General features: G+C 64.9%; 19 protein-coding genes. 12 read left to right on the forward strand and 7 right to left on the reverse strand.

Going from position 1 to position 20,205, the window contains the following annotated elements; translation table 11 throughout:
* Window position 1 precedes the first annotated feature (1 nt).
* The gene (gene ligA, locus JZY91_RS04465) at window positions 2-2,026 is read left to right on the forward strand and encodes an NAD-dependent DNA ligase LigA (protein ID WP_234948746.1); all 2,025 of its coding nucleotides are present in this window, start codon (window positions 2-4) and stop codon (window positions 2,024-2,026) included.
* A 31-nt stretch (window positions 2,027-2,057) separates the two neighbouring features.
* On the opposite strand, the gene JZY91_RS04470 is transcribed toward ligA, so the two are convergent.
* Window positions 2,058-2,726 (reverse strand): amino acid-binding ACT domain protein, encoded by a 669-nt coding sequence (locus JZY91_RS04470; protein WP_234948747.1) that lies wholly within the window; start codon window positions 2,724-2,726, stop codon window positions 2,058-2,060.
* Between the two features lie 108 nt (window positions 2,727-2,834).
* Between JZY91_RS04470 and gatC the strand changes: the two genes are divergently transcribed.
* From gatC to JZY91_RS04505, 7 genes are all read left to right on the forward strand, one after another.
* The gene (gatC, locus tag JZY91_RS04475) at window positions 2,835-3,137 is read left to right on the forward strand and encodes an Asp-tRNA(Asn)/Glu-tRNA(Gln) amidotransferase subunit GatC (protein ID WP_234948748.1); all 303 of its coding nucleotides are present in this window, start codon (window positions 2,835-2,837) and stop codon (window positions 3,135-3,137) included.
* Window positions 3,138-3,200: 63 nt separating this feature from the next.
* Window positions 3,201-4,628 carry an Asp-tRNA(Asn)/Glu-tRNA(Gln) amidotransferase subunit GatA gene (gene gatA, locus JZY91_RS04480; protein WP_234949053.1) on the forward strand — a complete coding sequence of 476 codons (1,428 nt, stop codon included), beginning with the start codon at window positions 3,201-3,203 and terminating at the stop codon, window positions 4,626-4,628.
* Window positions 4,615-5,943 (forward strand): MFS transporter, encoded by a 1,329-nt coding sequence (locus JZY91_RS04485; protein WP_234948749.1) that lies wholly within the window; start codon window positions 4,615-4,617, stop codon window positions 5,941-5,943. The genes gatA and JZY91_RS04485 overlap by 14 nt, the downstream gene beginning before the upstream one ends.
* A gap of 10 nt (window positions 5,944-5,953) precedes the next feature.
* Window positions 5,954-6,985 (forward strand): ATP-dependent 6-phosphofructokinase, encoded by a 1,032-nt coding sequence (locus JZY91_RS04490; RefSeq protein ID WP_234948750.1) that lies wholly within the window; start codon window positions 5,954-5,956, stop codon window positions 6,983-6,985.
* Window positions 6,986-7,507, forward strand: a complete 522-nt coding sequence (locus tag JZY91_RS04495; protein ID WP_234948751.1) for a mismatch-specific DNA-glycosylase — start codon at window positions 6,986-6,988, stop codon at window positions 7,505-7,507.
* An 11-nt stretch (window positions 7,508-7,518) separates the two neighbouring features.
* The gene (locus JZY91_RS04500) at window positions 7,519-8,490 is read left to right on the forward strand and encodes a bile acid:sodium symporter family protein (RefSeq protein ID WP_234948752.1); all 972 of its coding nucleotides are present in this window, start codon (window positions 7,519-7,521) and stop codon (window positions 8,488-8,490) included.
* 3 nt (window positions 8,491-8,493) lie between these two features.
* On the forward strand, window positions 8,494-9,072 hold the full coding sequence (locus JZY91_RS04505) for a GNAT family N-acetyltransferase (RefSeq protein WP_234948753.1): 579 nt from the start codon (window positions 8,494-8,496) through the stop codon (window positions 9,070-9,072).
* 26 nt (window positions 9,073-9,098) lie between these two features.
* Here the strand turns inward: JZY91_RS04505 and nadC are convergent, their stop codons facing one another.
* Window positions 9,099-9,944 (reverse strand): carboxylating nicotinate-nucleotide diphosphorylase, encoded by an 846-nt coding sequence (nadC, locus tag JZY91_RS04510; protein ID WP_234948754.1) that lies wholly within the window; start codon window positions 9,942-9,944, stop codon window positions 9,099-9,101.
* 80 nt (window positions 9,945-10,024) lie between these two features.
* On the opposite strand from nadC, the gene JZY91_RS04515 reads away from it, so the two are divergent.
* Window positions 10,025-10,990 carry a GNAT family N-acetyltransferase gene (locus JZY91_RS04515; RefSeq protein ID WP_234948755.1) on the forward strand — a complete coding sequence of 322 codons (966 nt, stop codon included), beginning with the start codon at window positions 10,025-10,027 and terminating at the stop codon, window positions 10,988-10,990.
* 36 nt (window positions 10,991-11,026) lie between these two features.
* Entirely contained in the window at window positions 11,027-12,529 is a 1,503-nt protein-coding gene (gatB, locus tag JZY91_RS04520) for an Asp-tRNA(Asn)/Glu-tRNA(Gln) amidotransferase subunit GatB (protein WP_234948756.1), read from the forward strand.
* Window positions 12,530-12,632: 103 nt separating this feature from the next.
* Here the strand turns inward: gatB and JZY91_RS04525 are convergent, their stop codons facing one another.
* Together JZY91_RS04525 and JZY91_RS04530 are read right to left on the reverse strand one after the other, a co-directional pair.
* Complete coding sequence (locus tag JZY91_RS04525; protein ID WP_234948757.1) at window positions 12,633-14,048, reverse strand: hypothetical protein; 1,416 nt, start codon at window positions 14,046-14,048, stop codon at window positions 12,633-12,635.
* A 114-nt stretch (window positions 14,049-14,162) separates the two neighbouring features.
* Window positions 14,163-14,615 carry a MarR family winged helix-turn-helix transcriptional regulator gene (locus tag JZY91_RS04530; RefSeq protein WP_234948758.1) on the reverse strand — a complete coding sequence of 151 codons (453 nt, stop codon included), beginning with the start codon at window positions 14,613-14,615 and terminating at the stop codon, window positions 14,163-14,165.
* Window positions 14,616-14,660: 45 nt separating this feature from the next.
* Here JZY91_RS04530 and JZY91_RS04535 point away from each other — a divergent pair, with 45 nt between their 5' ends.
* Both JZY91_RS04535 and JZY91_RS04540 read left to right on the forward strand, forming a co-directional pair.
* Complete coding sequence (locus tag JZY91_RS04535; protein WP_234948759.1) at window positions 14,661-15,134, forward strand: GNAT family N-acetyltransferase; 474 nt, start codon at window positions 14,661-14,663, stop codon at window positions 15,132-15,134.
* 93 nt (window positions 15,135-15,227) lie between these two features.
* A complete protein-coding gene (locus JZY91_RS04540) occupies window positions 15,228-16,082 on the forward strand; it encodes a DoxX family protein (RefSeq protein WP_234948760.1) in 855 nt (284 codons plus the stop codon).
* Between the two features lie 85 nt (window positions 16,083-16,167).
* Here the strand turns inward: JZY91_RS04540 and ilvD are convergent, their stop codons facing one another.
* Genes ilvD through JZY91_RS04555 form a run of 3 tightly spaced genes read right to left on the reverse strand, consistent with a single transcriptional unit; the run spans window position 16,168 to window position 19,969 of the window.
* Complete coding sequence (ilvD, locus tag JZY91_RS04545; RefSeq protein WP_234948761.1) at window positions 16,168-18,006, reverse strand: dihydroxy-acid dehydratase; 1,839 nt, start codon at window positions 18,004-18,006, stop codon at window positions 16,168-16,170.
* Window positions 18,003-18,533 carry a PH domain-containing protein gene (locus tag JZY91_RS04550; protein ID WP_234948762.1) on the reverse strand — a complete coding sequence of 177 codons (531 nt, stop codon included), beginning with the start codon at window positions 18,531-18,533 and terminating at the stop codon, window positions 18,003-18,005. Before JZY91_RS04550 ends, ilvD begins: the two co-directional genes overlap by 4 nt.
* A gap of 23 nt (window positions 18,534-18,556) precedes the next feature.
* Entirely contained in the window at window positions 18,557-19,969 is a 1,413-nt protein-coding gene (locus JZY91_RS04555) for a mechanosensitive ion channel family protein (RefSeq protein WP_234948763.1), read from the reverse strand.
* Window positions 19,970-20,205: the final 236 nt, after the last annotated feature.

Raw genomic sequence — 20,205 nt, forward strand, 5'->3', positions numbered from 1 at the left:
CATGAGCGAAGAACTCCAGGACCTCCACCGCCAATGGGACGAGCTGGCGGAAGAGGTGCGCCGCCACCGGGACCTCTACTACAACGGGCAGCCCGTCATCTCGGACGCGGAGTTCGACGAGCTCTTCCGCCGCCTGCAGGAGTTCGAAGAGGCGCACCCCGAATTCGCTGTGCCGGAGTCGCCGACGATGGAGGTCGGCGCACCGGTCAGCGACGCATTCGCGGACGTCACCCACCTCGAGCGGATGATGAGCCTGGACAACGTCTTCTCTGAAGAGGAGATGCAGGAGTGGCTGGACAAAACCCCGGGCCCGTACCTCACCGAGCTGAAGATCGACGGGCTTTCCATCGACCTGATCTATGAAAACGGCCAGCTCACCCGCGCCGCCACCCGCGGCGACGGCCGCGTGGGCGAGGACATCACCGCTAACGCCAAGGTGATCCCGGACATCCCGCACAAGCTCGAGGGCAACTACCCACCGCTGGTCGAAGTCCGCGGCGAAGTATTCATCCGCCCCGAGGACTTCCCGGAGCTCAACGAGCAACGTATCGCCGAAGGCGGCAAGCCCTTCGCCAACCCCCGCAACACGGCCGCCGGCGGCCTGCGTCAAAAGAACCCGGAGGACGTGAAAAAGCGCAAGCTGCGCATGATCTGCCACGGCATCGGCGCCCGCGAGGGCTTCGAACCGGAAACGCAGCACGAGGCATACGAGGCCCTGGCCGCGTGGGGCTTTCCCGTCTCCGAGTACACGCGCCGGGCGGAGACCGCCGCGGAGGTGCAGGAAGCCGTCGCCTACTGGGCCGACCACCGACACGACGCAATCCACGAGATGGACGGCCTGGTGATCAAGGTGGACAGCATCGCCGCCCAGCGGGAGCTGGGCGCCACCTCGCGCGCCCCGCGTTGGGCGGTGGCCTACAAGTACCCGCCGGAGGAGGTGACCACCAAGCTCAACGACATCGCTGTCTCCATCGGCCGCACCGGCCGCGCCACCCCGTTCGCAGTGCTGGAGCCGGTGTTCGTCTCCGGCTCCACCGTCTCCATGGCCACCCTGCACAACCAGCACGAGGTCAAGCGCAAGGGCGTGCTGATCGGCGACACGGTGGTCATCCGCAAGGCGGGCGAGATCATCCCCGAGGTCCTCGGCCCGGTGGCGGATTTGCGCGACGGCACCGAGCGTGAGTTCGTCTTCCCCAAGGACTGCCCGGTGTGCGGCACCGAGCTCGCCCCCGCCAAGGAGGGGGACGCGGACTGGCGCTGCCCCAACACCCGCTCGTGCCCGGCGCAGCTCGGCGCGCGCCTGGAGTACCTCGCCTCCCGCGGCGCCTTCGACATCGAAGCGTTGGGCGAGAAGGGCGCGCGCGACCTCATCGCCTCCGGCGTGCTCGAGGACGAGGGCTGCCTCTTCGACCTCACCGAGGATGACCTGCAAAAATCCCAGGCCTACACCCGAAAGGACGGCCAGGTCAACGCCGCCGGCAAGAAGCTGCTTGCCAACCTGGAATCCGCCAAGGAGAAAGAACTCTGGCGCGTCCTCGTCGCCCTTTCCATCAGGCACGTGGGACCGACGGCGGCACGCGCCCTTGCGGCTCGTTTCGGGAGCATGCAGGCGCTTGTCGACGCCAGTTTGGAGGACCTCGCCGACACCGACGGCGTGGGCACGATCATCGCCGAATCATTCAAGGACTGGTTCGAGGTTGATTGGCACCAGGAGATCGTGCGCAAGTGGGCCGCCGCAGGCGTGCGCATGGAGGATGAGGCGGGCGAGGACCTTCCGCAGACCCTCGACGGCCTGACCGTCGTGGTCACCGGCACGCTCGAGGACTTCACGCGCGAGGAGGTCAAGGAGGCGATCCTCTCCCGCGGCGGCAAGGCGGCGGGCAGCGTCTCCAAGAAAACCGACTACGTGGTGGTGGGGGAGAACGCCGGCTCCAAGGCAGCGAAGGCGGAGGAACTCGGCCGCCCCATCCTCAACGAGGAGCAGTTCAAGGCGCTTCTCAGCGGCGGCCCAGAGGCGCTGCAGTAGCCGGGGCGGCTGTAGCTGAACTGGGCAACCCCTAGCTCAGCATCGCGCCGATAATCGCGCCCAGATCGCCGATGTGCGTGACCTCGGAGGCCAGGTAATCCGGGCCACCAACGCGGCCGACCACCAGCACGAGGTCGGTGCCGGGCAGGGGAGCGGAGCACAGGGCGGTGTCCAACAGGCCCCAGGCCTCGGGCACCCATTCCTCGGTCTCCGGATCAAGTACGCGCGGGCCAGCGAGTTCCAGCCGGGGAGGTTTCGAGCCGTCGTCGCCAGGCGCGGCAGGGGAGGAGGCGACACGCACCATGCCCTCCGCCGTGTTGCGGAGGATGACTGCCCAGGAAGATGTCATGGTGCGGGGCATCATTGCCACCAGCTCTTCCAGGGCGTTTTCGCGGTTGTTGGCCTGCGCCGCAACGCGCGCCAGCATCTTCACCTGGCCGCGGCGGTCCACCCGGCCCGTGAACGGGCGGATGGAATCAACCTCCACCCCTTCGATGGAGGCTGCGGCGGTGACAACAGTGTCAATCATCGTGCCGGTGGGCAGGGCAACCACAATGTCATCGGTGACCTGGCTGCCGTCCGGGGTGGTTTGCACGATGTCGACGGATTGGATGTTCGCGCCGACCAACCCAAACGCTTCGGCCAACTCGCCGAGGCTGCCGGGAACGTCCGGGAGGGACACGCGGATCAGGTACGACATGGCTCCTTTTATAACATCCGTCTCCGCCCCAGGGCTCGAAGCTGCCGCCGGAGCCGTGCCGTAATATAGAGCCGTTGCCACAAACCATGCGAGGAGATTGGAATCACATTGGCTGAGATTTCACGCGACGAGGTGTCGCGCATCGCCCGGCTGGCGCGCATCGCGCTGAATGAGGACGAGCTCGACAACATCGCCCAGCAGCTGGACACTATTATTGATGCGGTGTCGAAGGTGCAGCAGGTCGATACCGAGGGTGTGACGCCGATGAGCCACCCGCACTCCATCGAGGCGGGGATGCGCGAGGACGTCAAGCGCGACACCCTGACGCAGGAGCAGGCGCTCGACCAAGCCCCGGCGGTTGAGGAAGATCGCTTTGTGGTCCCGCAGATTCTTGGAGAGGGTGGAGAGTAAGTGACCGAGTACACGCTGCCAACTGAAGGCCTGGTGTCCAAGCCGGCGCACGAGCTCGCCCGCATGATCCAGGCTGGTGAGGTCACCTCCCGCGAGGTCACCCAGGCGTTCCTGGACCGCATCGCCGAGACCGACGGTGAGCTCGGCGCGTTCCTGCACGTCGGCGCCGAGGAAGCTCTCGCCGCTGCCGACGCTGTGGACGCGCAGGTCAAGGCCGGGGAGGCGCCGGCATCGGCACTTGCCGGCGTGCCGCTGGCGCTGAAGGACCTCCTGGTCACCACCGACGCGCCGACGACCGCCGCGTCGAAGATGCTGGAGGGGTACATGAGCCCGTATGACGCGACCGTCGTTAAGCGTCTGCGCGAGGCCGGCATCCCGATCCTGGGCAAGACCAACTTGGACGAGTTCGCGATGGGTTCCTCCACCGAGAACTCCGCGTACAAGAAGACGAAGAACCCGCACGACCTGGAACGCGTGCCGGGTGGTTCCGGCGGCGGCACCGCGGCGGCGCTGGCTGCCGGCCAGGCCCCGCTGGGCATCGGTACGGACACCGGCGGCTCGATCCGCCAGCCCGCATCGCTCACCGGCACCGTCGGCGTGAAGCCGACCTACGGCGGCGTGTCCCGCTACGGCGTCATCGCCTGCGCGTCCTCCCTGGACCAGGTCGGTCCGTGCGCCAACACGGTGCTGGATACCGCGCTGCTCCACGAGGTCATCGCGGGGCATGATGAGTTTGATGCTACGAGCGTCGATAAGCCTGTGCCCGCGCTTGCCGACGCCGCTCGGGAGGGTGCGAAGGGCGATTTGAGCGGTGTGAAGATCGGCCGCATCAAGCAGTTCGAGCGCCCTGGTACGCAGGACGGCGTGAAGGAAGTCATCGACGCAGCGTTTGCTCAGTTTGAGCGCCAGGGCGCAACCATCGTTGAGGTGGATTGCCCGAGCTTCGACGATGTGATGGGCGCCTACTACATCATCCAGATGTCTGAGGTGAGCTCGAACCTCGCGCGCTTCGACGGCATGCGTTACGGCCTGCGCGCGGGCGACGACGGCACGCACAGCGCCGAGGAGGTCATGGCGATTACCCGCGGCGAGGGCTTCGGTGCCGAGGTGAAGCGCCGCATCATCCTGGGAACCTACGCGCTCTCCGTCGGCTACTACGACGCGTACTACCTCCAGGCGCAGCGCGTGCGCACCCTCATCGCGCAGGACTTCGCCCGCGCCTTCGAGCAGGTCGATGTCATTGCCGGCCCGGCCGTCCCGTCCACCGCGTTCAAGCTGGGGGAGAAGGTGGACGATCCGCTGGCGATGTACAACTTCGACCTGTTCACCCTGCCGCTGAACCTGGCTGGCCTGCCCGGCATGTCCGTGCCGGCAGGTAAGGCGCCGGACACCGGGCTGCCGGTTGGCCTGCAGCTCATCGCCCCGGCGTTCGAGGACGATCGGATTTACCGCGTGGGTGCCGCATTCGAGGCCGGACGTGGCCAAGGCTAAGGCCAACCCCTGGAATACCCTCGCGGCGCTTGCTGCGGGGTATTTTTGTGTCCTCTTCGACCAAGGCTTCATGCCCGTGGTCACCCCGCTGTTGCCATATGAGGTCAACAGCCCGGTCTGGCTGACCAGCATCTTCCTGCTCTGTTCCGTAGCACCCATGCCCGCGGCAGGACGACTGGGTGATGCGTACGGTCAACGCCGTCTCTTCCTCCTCGGCCTCGGCCTCGCTGCTTTTGGCCTCCTCCTGGCTGGCGCATCATGGTCATTCGGCTCCCTGGTTGTCGCCCGCGCCGTCCAGGGCACGGGAGTCGCGCTCTTCCTCCCGCAGGCGTTTGCGCTCATTCCCCAGCTTTTCGACGATCGCTTGCACGGCCGCGCCTTCGCCGTCTGGGGTGTAGTGGGCTCCGCCGCGTCTTTGTTGGGGCCGGTGCTGGGTGGCGCCATCGTGGGCAGCGCTGGCTGGCGCGCTGGGTTCTTTGTCCAGGCGTTCCTGTGCGCGGTGTCGCTGGTGGCGGCAGCGGCCTGGGTGCCCCAGCGTGGGCGAGGCACTGCAAACGTGCCGGTCATCGGCATGGCGCTGTCCTTTGGCTCACTCGGCGCGCTGGTGCACGGCATCCAGTTCGGCAGCTGGTCCGGCATCCTCATCGGCGCGATCGGCCTTGCGGTCTTAGTGCTTGCCGCCCGCAACGGCACCGACCGGGGCTTCCTGCCGCTGGCGCTGCTGCGCAACAGGACGTTCGCCCTGGGGACGTTCGGCGTGACTGCGATGGGTTTCACGGTGGCCAGCATGTTCATTCCGCTCATGTACTGGTTGCAAACTGTCGCGGGCGCCACGCCTTCGCGTGCGGGGATGGTCACGGTGCCGATGAGCGTTGTCGCCATGATTGCTACGCCCGTGGCCGGCAGGCTCACCGACAGCGGGGACCCGCGAGCACTCTGCGTCGCCGGGTTTGTGCTCCAGGCGGCTGGTCTTGGCTTAGTCGCCGGCATGATGTTTCTGGGCATGGGTCCGTGGTGGTTTGCCGGAGCGACGGCCATTATCGGACTGGGCAGCGCCTTCGTCTGGGCGCCCAACGCGGCGCTCACCTTGGGTGGCATCCCGGACGCGGACGCAGGTGCCGCATCCGGGCTGTACAACACCGCCCGGCAGGTTGGCAGCGTCCTCGGGGTGGCCGCAACAGGTGCGGTGCTAGCAGCTGGCGAGGTAGCAACCACTGCTCCGATTGCAGTTGTCGTGCCCGCGGCGGCGATGGTGCTCGGCGCTGTGTCCGCGGCGCTGCTGCCGTCTCGGGCGAGTGTCGGGGTCAAGCGCTAGGCTGGCAGTTATGCGACTTGCCACGTTGACTTCCGGCGGTGACTGCCCGGGCCTGAATGCCGTTATCCGCGGTATTGTCCGGACGGCGAATGCAGAATACGGATCGACCGTTGTCGGTTACCTCGACGGCTGGGTCGGCCTGATGGAGGATCGCCGCGTCGATCTCTATGACGATGCGTACATTGACTCGATCCTGCTGCGCGGCGGCACCATCTTGGGCACGGGCCGCCTACATCCGGACAAGTTCAAGGCTGGCATCGACCAGATCAAGGCGAATTTGCACGACGCTGGGATTGACGCGCTCATTGCCATCGGCGGCGAGGGCACGCTCAAGGGGGCGAAGTGGCTCTCTGACAACGGCATCCCAGTCGTCGGTGTGCCGAAGACCATTGACAATGACGTTGCGGCGACGGACTACACCTTCGGTTTCGATACCGCTGTGTCTGTAGCCACCGATGCGATTGACCGCCTGCACACCACCGCGGAATCGCACAACCGCATCCTTATCGTCGAAGTGATGGGACGCCACGTGGGCTGGATCGCGCTCCACGCGGGCATGGCGGGCGGCGCGCACTACACCGTGATCCCGGAGGAGCCGTTCGACATCGCGGACATCTGCAAAGCTATGGAGCGCCGTTTCCAGATGGGCGAGAAGTACGGCATCATCGTCGTCGCCGAAGGTGCAGTGCCCAAGGAAGGAACGATGGATGCCGGCCTGGGTGAGGAGGACGAGTTCGGGCACAAAACCTTCACCGGCATGGGCCAGATCATCGCCAACGAGATCAAGGCGCGCACTGGGTACGACGTCCGCACGACCGTCCTCGGCCACATCCAGCGCGGCGGCACCCCGACTGCGTATGACCGCGTGCTAGCCACCCGCTACGGCGTCCACGCTGCCCGCGCGGCGCACGAGGGCAACTTTGACACCTGCGTGGCGCTGCACGGCGAGGACATCGACCTGGTTCCGCTGGAATCCGCCGTCGCCCACCTCAAGCAGGTGCCGGAGGCCAGGTACAAGACCGCGCGCAGCATGTTCGGCTAAGTGCACGACCGCAACTTGGCCGACGCCGCGGTGTGGATCGTGGGCATCAACCCCGGCGCCCGCTCCGAGGCCGTCGACGCACCCTTCGCGCACCCCGGCAACCGATTCTGGCCGGCCCTCCACCAGGCCGGCATCACGCCGTACCTGGTTAACGCCGCCGAGGGTTTGTCGCCGGAGGATGAGGCGATGCTCGCTGCTGCCGGCATCGGCTTCACCAACATCGTGGACCGGTTCACGCCCCGCGCGAGCGAGCTGAGCAACGACGAGCTGCGCGCCGGCGGCGAGGCGCTGTTGGGCAAGGTGCGGCACTTCCAACCCGCTGGGCTCATGGTTGCAGGTATTGGGGCCTACAGGACTGCTTTTCGACGGCCGCGGGCAGCCCGTGGCCCCCAAGAACCGATCGGGTCAACCCGGGTGTGGGTGGTGGGCAATCCCTCGGGGTTGAACGCGCACGAAACCGTGGCGTCGCTCGCACAAAGCTACCGCGAAGCCTATGACGCGCTCACCCAAAATGCCGTGTAATATGCCCCGGCGTGGATAATACGCAAACTGCACAGGACCGCTCGGCGTTCGTCGCCACGCTCGGTTTCCCAATCCTTGTCATCATCGGCGGCTTGCTCGGCTACTTCGCCCCCGCGGTGATCGAGCCGATCTCCGGGTGGACCACCTGGCTGCTCGGCATCGTCATGTTCGGCATGGGCCTGACACTGAAAGCCAGCGATTTCGCGCTTATTGCTAAGCGCCCGCTGCCCGTGCTCATCGGTGTCATCGCCCAGTTCGTCATCATGCCGCTGCTGGCGCTGCTGATCACGTGGATTCTGCGCCTGCCGCCGGAGCTCGCAGTCGGTGTCATCCTGGTCGGCTGCGCTCCGGGCGGCACTTCTTCGAACGTCGTCAGCTACCTGGCCCGCGGCGACGTCGCCTTGTCCGTGACCATGACGGCTGTGTCCACGCTGCTCGCCCCGATCATGACCCCGCTGCTTACCCTGTGGCTCGCCGGCCAGCAGATGGAGGTGAGCGCGGGCGCGATGGCCATCTCCATCGTGAAGATGGTGCTCGTCCCGGTCACCCTCGGCATCTTGATCAACGTGTTCGCCCCGAAGTTCGTCGAGGCAATCCTGCCTGCGTTGCCGTGGATCTCCGTGATCGCGATCTCCATGATCGTTGCCAACGTGGTGTTCGGCTCCCGCGACAAGCTTGTGCAGGCTGGCCTGATCGTCCTCTTCGCCGTCATGCTGCACAACGTCTTTGGCTACGTGCTCGGCTACTTCGCGGGCAAGCTCACCGGTCAGCCGGAGACTGCGTCGCGCACAATGGCCGTGGAGGTGGGTATGCAGAACTCCGGTATGGCTGCCACCTTGGCCGCGGCCCACTTCACCCCGCTGGCGGCGCTGCCCGCCGCCGTGTTCTCCGTCTGGCACAACCTCTCCGGCGCGGTGCTGGCGATGTTCTTCCGCGCCAGGGACCAGCGGACCCGAAACACCGCAGCCGGTACGGTTGCGTAGGCGATGAGCAGCGAATTTTTTGCCGCCCCCTCATTAGCAAACCAGTGGGTGCGGTTGGAGCCGATCGCGCCGGACCACGCTCCAGATCTGGCCCAGGCGGTGGGAGACCTGCACACGCTGTGGTACCAGGACCACGTCCCCACCGCGGGAGAGATGCCCGGCTACATTGATCGCCTCCTCGCCGAGGAGGACCGAGTTGCATGGGCAATTGTTGCCCCAGACGGACGCGCCGTGGGCGTGACCACCTACTTGCACCTCGACTCGAAGAACCGAAATCTGGAGATCGGCTCGACCTGGGTTGGTGCCCAGCACCAGGGCTCGAGCATCAACCCGGCGGCGAAACTCCTCCTGCTCACCCGGGCCTTCGAAGAGCTCGGCTGTTTGCGCGTGGAGATTCGGACGCACTACATGAACCAGCAGTCCCGGCGCGCAATCGAGAAACTCGGAGCGAAGCTCGACGGTGTGCTGCGCCGACACAAAATCCTGGCCAGCGGCCTCGTGCGCGACACGTGCGTGTACTCGATCCTGGATACGGAGTGGCCCGAGGTGAAGACTGGGCTCGAGGCTCGTCTCTCCCGCTAGCCGCCTTCCCACCGGGCTCGCTAGCGCTAGTCGACGGCGTCGAGGCCGATGTCCAAGATGTTGACTGAGTGGGTGAGCCCGCCCACGGCTAGGAAGTCCACACCGGTCTCCGCGTACGCGCGGGCCACGTCGAGGGTGAGCCCGCCGGAGGACTCTAGGCGGGTGGTGGGGGAGAGCTCGTCGCGAAGCGCCACGCCCTCGCGGGTGAGCTCCGGCGAGAAGTTGTCCAGCATGACGAGTTCCGGGGAGAACTCCAGCACCGCCCGCAGCTGCGCTAAGTCATCAACCTCAACCTCGCGGGGGATGTCGGGGAACTGCTCCACGGTACGGCGGTACGCCTCTGCAATGCTGCCGACGGAAGCCACGTGGTTGTCCTTGATCAACACCTGATCCCCCAAACTCATGCGGTGGTTTACGCCCCCGCCGCAGCGCACGGCGAACTTCGCAAGATCGCGGTAGCCGGGCAGGGTCTTGCGGGAATCGCGCACCCGCGCGTTGGTGCCGGCAAGCGCCTCTGTCCAGCGGTACGTCTGAGTGGCAATGCCACTGGCGTAGGTGAGCAAGTTCAGCGCCGTGCGCTCTGCGCTCAGGATGTCGCGGGCGGGGCCGCTGACGGTGGCGAGGATGTCGCCCGGCTCCACGCGATCACCGTCAGCTGCTTGGACTGTTACTTGGATGTCTTCTGAGACCTCGTGCATCGTCCACGCAATCACCTCCAACCCAGCGACGACACCTGGTTTGCGTGGTACAAAATTGGCGGTGAGCTGCGCATCTTCGTCAATGGTGGCAACCGTTGTGGCGTCCGGGCCGTGGGCAAAGTCCTCGTCGAGGCCGAGGCGGATGAGTGCCTTGGTGGTTTCGGGGTTGAGCATTGGGGTGGAACCTTTCGTCGTCAAGCATGTGCCCCCACCGTATCCGCGGCGGCGGGGAAGGGGGCGCTAGATTTGCACGCATGGCAACGAATGACGTGGTGAATGAGATGGCGCAGGCGTACGAGGCGTGGATGCCGGACAGGCTGCGCGAGTGGTACGGGCCGGAGGAGCGGCGTGTACTGGCCACGGAAGAGATGCGGCCGCAGGCGGAGCACGTAGGCAGCGAGGAATTCGGATCCGAGTTCCGTGATCTGCTGACAGAGCTCGGTGGGCCAGTCGTACCGGACGCGGTGGCGTGGGCAAACCGGCGCGTGGAGTTCAAGGACGGAAACTGGTGCGTGTGCGGCATCCGCTTCCTCGGTTTGGATCCGAAGAAGCCGTTTGTGCACGTGGCTGCGACATCGGTGCCGCCGGAGCTCGGAGGTTTGGACACATACGCGGAGGAGCTGCATCGGGAGTACGCCGCATTCGGCCCGCTGGCGATCCGTTTTGACCTGCCGGTTGACGCGGACGCACCCGCGGATATGGATGTGGATCAGTGGATTATTGCCGGGTTGGTGTCGGAGTTGCGCGAGCGTCCCCGGCGCCCGCAGCAAGACCGGGTGCGTCTGACCCCGGCGGAGCCTAAGAAGATTGCGGAGTACGCGGACGAGGTGCTGGCGAACGTGGTCAAGAGCAATCCCGACGTCAACGAATGGACGGAGGCGGCGACCCGGGAGCAGCTGGAGCGCTGCGCGGAAACTGGCGCGCTGCGCGCGGTGGAGGTCGACGGTCAGCGTGCAGGCATCATCGCCGCGGCACGCGACGATGCGAAGGGTATGCGTGGGTTCCAGGTGTACGAGTTTCTGCTGGACGATCACGCTCGCGGGAAAGGCCTCGCCCCGGCGGTCATGCAGTTGCTGTGCGACGAATTGCCGGCCCAACCGGGAGACACGCTGTGGGGGACGATTCACGCGGGTAACGGGCCGTCGATAGGCAACGCCCTCGCTGTGGGCCGCGAGAAGATTGCGGCGTACGTGTGGGTAGCGCGGCGCGGCGAGCTGTAGCGCGGGCGCGTTCGGCGGGGAAGTAGACTGGCCAGCATGACTGCGTACGACCTGATGGATTACGACGAGGTACTGGAAAAGTACGACCCCGTGATGGGTCTTGAGGTGCACGTCGAGCTAGCCACGGAGACCAAGATGTTCTCCACTTCCTCCGCGCACTTCGGTGCGGAGCCGAACTCCAACATCGACCCGGTGTCGCTCGGCCTGCCTGGTGCGCTGCCGGTGGTTAACGCTAAGGGTGTGGAGTGGGCCATCAAGATCGGTTTGGCGCTGAACTGCAAGATCGCCGAGTCCTCCCGCTTTGCGCGCAAGAACTACTTCTACCCTGACCAGCCGAAGAACTACCAGATCTCGCAGTACGACGAGCCGATTGCGTACGACGGGTACTTGGACGTGGTGCTGGAGGACGGCACCGAGTGGCGTGTGGAGATTGAGCGCGCGCACATGGAAGAGGACACCGGCAAGCTGACCCACCTCGGCTCCGCATCCGGCCGCATCACTGGCGCAACCGCCTCCCTGGTGGACTGCAACCGCGCGGGTATTCCGTTGATTGAGATTGTGACCAAGCCGATCATCGGCGCTGGCGAGCGCGCACCCGAGGTTGCCAAGGCGTACGTTGGCGCGCTGCGCGAGCTGGTGAAGGCTCTCGGCGTGTCCGACGCCCGCATGGACCAGGGCTCCATGCGCTGCGACGCGAACGTGTCCCTGCGCCCGATCGGCCAGGAGAAGTTTGGCACCCGCACCGAGACGAAGAACATCAACTCCCTGAAGTCCGTCGAGCAGGCCGTGCGTTTTGAGATGCAGCGCCAGGCCGCCGCGCTGGAGAACGGCGAGGAAATTGTCCAGGAGACCCGCCACTACCAGGAGAAGGACGGCACCACCTCCAAGGGTCGCCCGAAAGAAGAGGCCTCCGACTACCGCTATTTCAACGACCCTGACCTGCCGCCGGTGATTGCCAAGCCGGAGTGGGTCGAGGAAATCCGCGCAACCCTGCCGGAGCTGCCGTGGGTCCGCCGCGCGCGCATCCAGGAGGAGTGGCAGCTGCCGGAGAAGGAGTTCCGCGATCTGGTCAACGCAGGCGCGCTGGACCTCATCGTGGACACCGTGGAAGCCGGCACCACCCCGGACGAAGCCCGCGCGTGGTGGGTGAGCTACATCAACGGCAAGGCCAATGAGCTGGGCAAGGACCTCGACGCGCTGGGCGTTGCTCCGGCTGACGTCGCCCGCGTCGTTGAGCTGGTCAAGGAAGGCAAGCTGACCACCAAGCTCGGCCGCCAGGCCATCGACGGTGTCATCGCGGGCGAGGGCACCGTCGACGAGGTCGTTGCCTCCCGCGGGCTCGAGGTCGTGCGTGACGACGGCGCAATTGAACGCGCCGTCGACGAAGCGCTGGCCGCCAACCCCGACATTGTGGAGAAGTACCGCGCCGGCAACACCAAGGTCACCGGCGCGATTGTGGGCGCCGTGATGAAGGCCACGCAGGGCAAGGCTGACCCGGGCCAGGTGAACAAACTCATCGCCCAGAAGCTGGCGCAGTAAGCTGCAAGAAGCCAGCAGCGCCCCGGGAACCTTGGATAGGTTCCCGGGGCGCTGGTGTTTCTCAGCCGGCTGGCTCGGCCGGCTGGGCCGAGGGGCGAAAGCCCTACTGCTTCGGCTGTGCCTGGTCCGGCTGAACCGCAGGGAATTCACCGGTTCGGTACATCTCGTCGTACGCCTGCCAGTGGATTGCATCGCCGGAAGTATCCGGTGCGCCGTCGTACTCCTTCGCCTCCGGATCGAGCGCGGGGACATCCTTCAAGTTGAAGTCGCTGGAGGAATCCGCGTGGAGGTCAGCTGCGACCTCTTCCTGCACGGACTGCCAAAGATCCTGGTCTGCTACGTGGGAATCCGAGACCAGCTCTTCGACCTCGATGCGCTCCGACTTAGTCAGGTCGCCCGTAGCCGGGTCGAGCTGCGTCTCGGCGAGCTCTGCGAGGCGCTCACGGCGCTCGGTCTCGTCCTTGATGTTGTGGCGGTCGCGGTACCACGCGACACCCATGACCACAGCGAGGATGACGCCCAGGTAACCCAGCACCGGGTAGACCCAGCCGACTAGGTCAGCGAAGCCGATGAAGGACAGCGCGAAGCCTACGAGGACGACGGCGAAGTAGTACGGGCGGAACTTGTTCGCCTTGTCGTGGCTCAGGCGGCGACCGAGCGCGTAGAACATGCCCACCGCGGTGTTGTAGATCATCAGGTAGATGACAATGGAGACGGCGGTGCCGATTGTCGGGTGCATGTTGTCAAAGACCATGAGCAGCGGGAAGTCCGCGCCGATAACGTGCTCCATGTTGGTGAACAGGATGAACACCAGGATCAGCAGCAGCACCGAGAACATGATGCCGCCGAGCAGGCCGCCGCGGCCGGCCTGGGACGGGTTCATGTGGGAGCCGGCAAACACCAGCATCATGGAGGTGTCCATGATAAGGACCAGGGTGGCGTAGTTCAGCGCGGTAATGAGCCAGTTGTTGAACGTGCCCGATGCGCTGGGGTTGGTCTGTGCGAGCTCGTTGATGCCCTCGAAAGTTTCCGGCATGTTCATCAGCGTGATCACAAACGCCCCGAGGACGCAGATGATGAGCAGTGGGGTGATGAAGGAAATGACGTTAGTCAGCTTGTCAATGTCCAGGAAACCGGAAAGCAGCAACAGTACAGTCATGATCGCGGAGCCGACCCACGTGGCCGTACCAAACTGCTGCTCTAGGTTCGAGCCGGCGCCAGCCACCATGACGAAGCCGATGCAGAACAGCGTGAACATGGTCGCAACGTCCATGTAGCGCGCCACCCACGGGCGGGACACGCTCTTGAACACGGCACTGTGGTCATCTGCCAGGTAGTAGGAACCCAGCTGGTAGACCCAGCCGCTGAAAATTGCGATGACAAGGCCAGCGACGGCGGCGCCGACGATACCCCAGTATCCGAAGGAGAGGAAGTATTGGAGAACTTCTTGGCCGGAAGCGAAGCCCGCGCCGACCGTGAGGCCAACGAGGGCGAGCGCCACCTTCAGTGTTTTGCTCATGCGGATGCGGTCCTTCCCGTACGTTGATGTCTCAAACGGGCCCGATGGTAACACTTTGCGGTGAAGGACTCGCCCCGGGGACGGTCGCGGTGGGGGCAGAAAAGGGTTTTCGAACTATTTCGCGCCCGCGAGGATCTTGCCCATGATTGCCTTGAGCTGATCGGCTTCTTCGGTGGTGACAGCCTCAAAGATTGATGTACGCAGACGGTTAATCAGATTCGGGGTGGCGCGCACCATGAACTCCACACCCTCGGGGGTAAGCGAGGCGTAGGTGGAGCGCCTGTCCTCTGTGCTGCGGGACCTTTCAGTCAGCCCGCGTTCTTCTAGCCGGTCCATGACATGGGAGAGCCGGGACGGGGACATCCGCGTTGCGTTGGCTAGGCGCGACATGGTGGTGCGGCGATTCTCGGACTGAGCGATGGCGAGCATGGTCAGGTAGTCAACGAGTGCCATCTTTTCGGTGTGCTTCAGGTACTCATCCAGGTGGGACGGCACCCAGGTGATGAAATCCCAGAGGGTCACCCACACGTCCGCATCATGCTCATCAAGCCAATGAAAGCGCTCCATGGGTGAAACTGTATCCCACGACCTGTAGCACTATTCTTTCCACCTATGACGACAATCCGCCCGGCGACCGAAGCCGATGTGCCCGAGATCTTCCGTATGATCAACGAGCTCGCCGAGTACGAGAAGCAACCCCAGGATGTCACCTCTACGGAGGAAGACGTGCGTCAGCACCTCTTTGCGGACAACCCGAAGGTATTCGCTCATGTTGCGGTTGTGGACGGCCGCATTGAGGGCATGGCCTTGTGGTTTCTCAACTACTCCACTTGGCAGGGCCGTCACGGCATCTGGCTCGAAGACCTCTATGTGCGCGAGGAAGCCCGCGGGAAGGGTCTGGGCACCGCGCTGCTGAAGGAGTTGGCCAGGATTGCGGTAGCAAACGATTACCGCCGGGTGGAATGGTCCGTGCTGAAGTGGAACACCCCGTCGATCGGGTTCTACACCTCGATCGGCGCCAACGACATGGGGGATTGGTCCACCATGCGCCTTGACGGTGAGGCACTGCAGGTTTTGGGGTCCTAATCCGGCCGAACACCTTCAGCTTGGCGCACTTCTCCACGGGCGCGCCGAAAGCCTTCCACGCAGGCAGCGCGAGACTCGCATAGATTGCTAGGCATGGCACGAAATACGCGCGACGCTCGCCCTGATGATTTTGACGCATTTGACGTTCCCACGTACCAGCCCCCGACTGGGGCCCAGTCCGGCGCTGGGGTGAATGAACCTACCGAGGTCCTTTCCACTGGCGGCTCCACAGCAGTGAATTTTGAGGACCGTGTGGACACCTCAAGCTTTGCGGCAACGCCTGCTGCCACGAGCGAGACGGTGGCGCTTGACCGTGAGCCGATGTATATTCCGCCGGCTGAGCCGGAATACATCGCACCGGCTGAGCCAACCTACGAAGAGGTTGCTGTGGTCAGCGAGCCGGCGGCGGACACTGCCGCAGCCAAGCGTGGCACCATCGACCTCGGGTTGCTTCTGCTCCGCCTGGCATTCGGTGGATACCTGATTCTTGCTGCGCTGACCACGTTCTTCCGCTTCGGCGGCTCTGACGGCATCGCTGGCTTGGAAACCGCATTCGCGGCCTACCCGTACGCCAACGGCCTCGCCATTATGGTGCCTACGCTGCAGCTGGCGGCGGGTGTCTTCCTGGTGCTCGGCTTGCTCACCCCAGTCGCAGCCGCAGTTGCCGTCGCAGTGACGGCGTTTATGGCGCTGCACGCCATTGTCGCCTCCGGCATCGGGTGGAATGTGCTCACCTGGAACCCGGGCATCTGGCTGCCGGTACTGCTCTTCGCCATCGCCGTCGTGCTGCAGTTCACCGGCCCGGGCCTCTACGGCGTGGACGGCGGCCGCAGCTGGGCGCGCCGCCCGCTTGCGTCCTCCTGGATTTGGCTGGTGGTTGGCCTGGCCATTGCCGGTGTGGTGTGGTGGTTCGGCACCGGCATCAACCCGGTCGCGCCACTGGTATAGCAACCGATCTTCTCAGCGCCACTGTTCAGGGCCTCCAACTAGGAACTACCTAGCTGGAGGCCCTGGTGCTTTCAGCCCTGGCGCTTTAGTCCACCTGGCGGACGGCACCCTTGTCCGCGGACGTCGCCATCTTGGCGTACGCGCGCAGCGCCTTGGACACTTCGCGGACGCGGTTCGGTGTCCATGGGTTCTCGGACGCCTCCATCTCGGCGCGGCGCTGAGCCAATACCTCTTCATCCACATCCAGCGTCAGCGAGCGGTTGGACACGGAGATGGAAATGGTGTCGCCGTTTTGCACTAGGCCAATCAGCCCGCCGTGCGCAGCCTCAGGGGAGATGTGGCCGATGGAGAGGCCGGAGGTGCCGCCGGAGAAGCGGCCGTCCGTGATCAAGGCACACTTCTTACCCAAGCCAGCGCCCTTGAGGAAGGACGTCGGGTGCAGCATCTCCTGCATGCCCGGGCCGCCGGAGGGGCCTTCGTAGCGGATCACTACAACCTCGCCCTCCAGCACCTCGCGGGCGAGGATCATGGACACTGCCTGTTCCTGGGAATCCACCACGCGGGCGGGGCCGGAGAATTCCCACAGCCCCTCTTCCACACCGGCGGTCTTCAAGATTGCGCCGTCCGGGGCGAGGTTGCCGCGCAGGACAACCAAGCCGCCATCAGACGTGATTGGGTGCTCAACGTCGTGGATCACGCCGTTCGCAGCATCAGTATCCAAGGACTCCCAGCGGGCGGACTGGGAAAATGCTTCCGTCGTCCGCAAACCGCCCGGAGCGGCGTGGAAGAGCTCAATTGCCTCGTCCAACGCGCTGCCGCCGCGGATGTCCCAATCGCTCAGCCATTGGTCCAAGGAGTCGTACGCCACCGTGTGCACTCCGGTGTTCAGCAGGCCGCCGCGGTGCAGCTCGCCCAAGATGGCGGGGATGCCGCCGGCGCGGTGCACGTCCTCCACGTGGGCCTCGCCGTTCGGTGCCACCTTGGACAGGCAGGGGATGCGGTGGGAAAGCTCGTCGATGTCGGTGAGGTCGAAGTCCACCTCGCCTTCCTGGGCAGCTGCCAGGATGTGCAGGATGGTGTTGGTGGAGCCGCCCATGGCCATATCCAACGCCATCGCGTTCTGGAATGCCTCTGTGGTGGCGATGGAGCGGGGGAGCACAGCCTCGTCGCCCTGGCCGTAGTAGCGCTCGCACAGCTCCACAACCCTCGTGCCAGCCTGTTCGAACAGCGCACGACGGGCGGTGTGGGTGGCAAGCGTCGTGCCGTTACCCGGCAGGGAAAGGCCCAAAGCCTCGGTGAGGCAGTTCATAGAGTTCGCGGTGAACATGCCGGAGCAGGACCCGCAGGTAGGGCATGCGTGGTTGGCAATATCGTCAAGCTCGGCATCGCTCACGGCATCATTCGCGGAAAGGGCGATCGCGTCGATGAGGTCGGACTTCGGCTTGACCACACCGCCGGCGTTGATTGCCTTTCCGGCCTCCATCGGGCCGCCGGAGACGAACACGGCCGGGATGTTCAGGCGCATCGCCGCGTTGAGCATGCCCGGGGTGATCTTGTCGCAGTTGGAGATGCACACCATCGCATCCACCGTGTGGGCGTTGCACATGTACTCCACGGAGTCCGCGATAATCTCGCGGCTGGGCAGGGAGTAGAGCATGCCGGAGTGACCCATGGCAATGCCGTCGTCCACAGCGATGGTGTTGAATTCCTTGGGCACGCCACCTGCCGCGCGCACCGCGGCAGCAACAATGTCGCCCACTTCCTTGAGGTGCACGTGGCCGGGAACGAACTGGGTGTAGGAGTTCACAATGGCCACAATCGGCTTGCCAAACTCTTTTTCTTCGGTGCCGGTTGCCCGCCACAGTGCGCGGGCGCCTGCCGCCTGGCGGCCGACGGTGGTGACGCGGGAACGAAGCGGGATCACAGGTTGTCTCCTTCAGTGGGCTTGGATGGGCGGGGGCCCGGGGTATCCGGGTGCGCCTGCAAATATTCGTCGTACTCCTCGCGGGAGAGCAGTACGCCGCGGCCTTCCTTATCAATAATCTCGTACTTGCCGTCCGCCGCTTCTTCAGCCTGGGTGATCACGTCGGTGATCCGCCCGCGGGATGCTTCAGCCAGTTCGGGCAGCGAGTTGAACGTCACGCCCGGCATCGGGTACTCAGTCCCATTCTTGGTGGTAGCGAGTGCCTTGGACCCGCGGAAGCTCACGCCCGCTAGGTCCTCCCATGTCACGGACGCGTCCTTGCGGAACACGTAGTGCATGGACACCCCGTCTTCGCCGACGGTGGTGGTGGCCTTGTATACCCACACCAGCGCGAGAATCGGGAAGATAAGCAACCAGCCGAGCACGAGCGGGGCCCAGGCGATACCGATGAGCGCGATGCCGGTCATCAGCACAATCGCGATGACATGCTCTTTCGATGGGCGGAAAACCGTAGACGCGTCGCTCATGCGCTCCATGCTAGTACCCGGGGTTACGGGTTCTGGCTCCGGACGGCGGCCCCTGCCTCCCGGCTCGTTTCCGGCACCGTCTCTGTCGCCGTCTCTGTCGCGCTAGTAGCGCTCGAGCTCGGCTCCGTCGTTGCGCTGGGTGCCGGGGTGGGGGAGGTCTCCGCTACCGTCGGGGTCTGCTTCCGGGGCGTTTGCGTGACGACGTTCGTTTCACCCACCTCCGACGTTGCCACCGTTGTGCGCGGCGGGGGAGCCAGCACGCCGGAATTGGCGGCGTCGTCCGCATCGGGCGCGAGCATCATGCCGCGGACTACGAGGGCTACCGTGAACCCCACGATCAACCACATTGTGCTGATCCGCATCAAACCGTTGAACACGGTGCGCGGCTCATCCGTCTCAGCGGGATCGTCCTCGCTGGCCGCGGGATCGCCGCCGGACGAGCTTCCCGAGACCGAATCTTCTGGCGCCGAATCCGCCGCGCCGGAACCCGTCTCGGGCCCCGCTACGGGTGCCATCCGCTCGGTCGGCGGGTAGGCGGGGTCGTACGGGGTTGGGCGCTGGTTTGAAGTGCCGTCGGCAAGCGGGAGAAGCCCCCGGGCGCTGCCGTATTCATCCCAGAATTCGTCCAGGATGGCAACGCGGATGGCGCGCTCCACCATCCACTGGCTCAGCGGCTCCACGCGCACCATGAAGCGCATGTCCACCGTCCACGGCAGACCGGCGGCGGTGGGCGGATTGACTTCCACGGCGGGGTGCACTTGCAGTTCACCCGTGATGTTGTGATGGATGTCCGGACGGGCCAGAGCGCGGCGGGTGGCGCGTTCGGCGCGGGAGATCGCGTCCTCGGCCCCGGTGGAACCCTCCAGGGGCACAGGCATGACCACCAACGCGTTCACCCAGTAGTTGGATTGGTTGATGTAGATTCGCGCGGCGGAGTTCGGGATGGTCACCGTCGCCTGGTTCAACGTGCGGATCTGGGTGGCGCGCATGGTGATTTGGATGACGTCGCCGTTGATGTCCAGGCCGTTGCCCTTGAACGTAACGTTGTCGCCCACGCCGTACTGCCGTTCGGTGAGGATGAAGAAGCCGGCCAGGAAGTCCGCGATGATGTTCTGCGCGCCAAAACCAACCGCGGCGGAGACTACGGTGGCGGGGATGGCTGCGCCCGCAAGCGAGAAGCCCACCTGCTGCAGGAAGAAGATGAAGATCAGGAAATACGCGATCAGCTGCAGGATATACACGCCCACGCCGGTGACGGCCAGCTGGGTTTTCCCCTCGTTCGGGTCCGAGGTCTCGCGCACGCGCCGCGCCAGGACGCGCTTGGTAAAACGGCCCGCCCTAGGCACCAGAAGCGCCAGCAGGAGAAGCAGAACAAGGTTGATTCCGGTGTCGGCGAACCAACGCCACACTTCTTGGAAGATGTAGGACAACGGCATAGTGCATAAAACACTAGGCGAGTTACTTCCACGCAGCTGTGTGATGTGTATGATCTAGCGCATGATCAGCATGCGACTTGCAGTAGTAGTAATTCCGATGCGGCGCTTGCCGTAACGGACAGGCACTACTGCCAAGCCGTCAGAACAAGCGCCCTCGAGAGCTCACCAGCTCACTCGGGGGCTTTTGTTTTGAGATCTGGATTTTTCAGTTCGCACCCCTAGCGGTACACCCTTCT

It is taken from the genome of Corynebacterium sp. CNCTC7651, from assembly GCF_021496665.1.
Classification (GTDB): domain Bacteria; phylum Actinomycetota; class Actinomycetes; order Mycobacteriales; family Mycobacteriaceae; genus Corynebacterium.